1 protein-coding gene is annotated in these 1,335 nt (G+C 55.3%); it reads left to right on the forward strand.

Features of this window, described 5'->3' with window-relative positions; translation table 11 throughout:
* The first annotated feature begins 95 nt into the window (after positions 1–95).
* Entirely contained in the window at positions 96–1,325 is a 1,230-nt protein-coding gene (locus tag MLD24_RS21455; protein ID WP_227173622.1) for an ISL3 family transposase, read from the forward strand.
* Positions 1,326–1,335 lie beyond the last annotated feature (10 nt).

Below are 1,335 nucleotides of genomic sequence, written 5' to 3' on the forward strand. Positions count from 1 at the left end.
GGCTCTTCACTTCTTCTGGTGGGTAACCCTTTATTTTCCTATCATTTTTGGTCACTGTTATCCCATCCGATTAACGCGACGGATGGTGACTACCGTTGGATCAATGCACCCTTTACCAACAGATTCTTGGGCTCTCCTCGCCCTGGTTTGTCTCAGGCGTCGAGCTTGATAAGAGCCAGGGAGAAGTCGTAGTCCAGGTCGATCTAGACCGCAGCGCCAAACTGGTCTGCCCTCGCTGTGCCCGTACCTGCCCGGGCTACGACTCACGGGAGCGTCGTTGGCGTCATCTCGATACCTGCCAATTTCGGACGCAAGTGGTTGCTCAAGTCCCTCGAGTACAGTGTCCGGAGCATGGTTGCCTGACTATCAGCGTACCCTGGGCTGAACAGAACAGCCGGTACACATTGCTGTTTGAAGCCTTTGTGATTAGTTGGCTCAAGGCAGCCTCGATCTCTGCCGTCAGCAAACAGTTGCGTCTGAGTTGGACCGCCATCGACAACATCATGGACCGAGCGGTGCGTCGGGGGCTGGCCAATACGCCCAACCGGGATACTACTCGGCTGGCGGTCGATGAGACGGCATTCCGCAAGGGGCACGACTATGTGACGATCGTTTCCAATGCCGAGGGGCAGGTCCTCGCGGTGGAAGACGGCCGGTCTTCAGACAGTCTTGGCCGTTTTTACGAAAGCCTGAAAGAGCCGTGCAAACAGTCGATTATCTCGATCTCCATGGACATGAGCCCGGCCTATCAGAAGGCCACGTTTGACCATATCGAGAAAGCCCACCGGAAGATTGCCTTCGATCACTTTCATGTTGCACAGATGCTGACCCGGACGCTTGATGCCACTCGCAAGGCTGACATGGCGCGGGCGGATCGTTCGATGCGTCAGGAGATCCACCGAAGCCGATATACCTGGTTACGTCACCGCAAGAGCCTTGAGGGACAGCAGGTTCGGCAAATCCGGAACTTGTCGGATGCGCTCAAAGACACCGGCCTGGTGTGGTACCTCAAGGAAAAGGCTCGAGACATCTGGCAGGGGTATCGTGTCAAAGGTGCTCGTTCGGCTTGGCTGGAATGGGTTCAGATGGCTCGGCTAACAGAAGTTCGGGCCTTGGCGTCAGCGGCAAATCAGATCGAAACCAAGTTGTTTGGCATTCTCAACGCCATGCGATTTCGAGCCTCAAATGGACTGGCGGAAGCCATCAACGGACAGATAAGAACTTTAAAGGTTCGATCCAGAGGATTCCGGAGCAAGGAAAGGTTCAAGCGGGCGATACTGTTTCACTATGGCGGACTGCCTATGGCTCCTAACCCACACGGATAAGTGAAGAGCC

It is taken from the genome of Marinobacter xestospongiae (genome assembly GCF_023156385.1).
Classification (GTDB): Bacteria; Pseudomonadota; Gammaproteobacteria; order Pseudomonadales; family Oleiphilaceae; genus Marinobacter; species Marinobacter xestospongiae.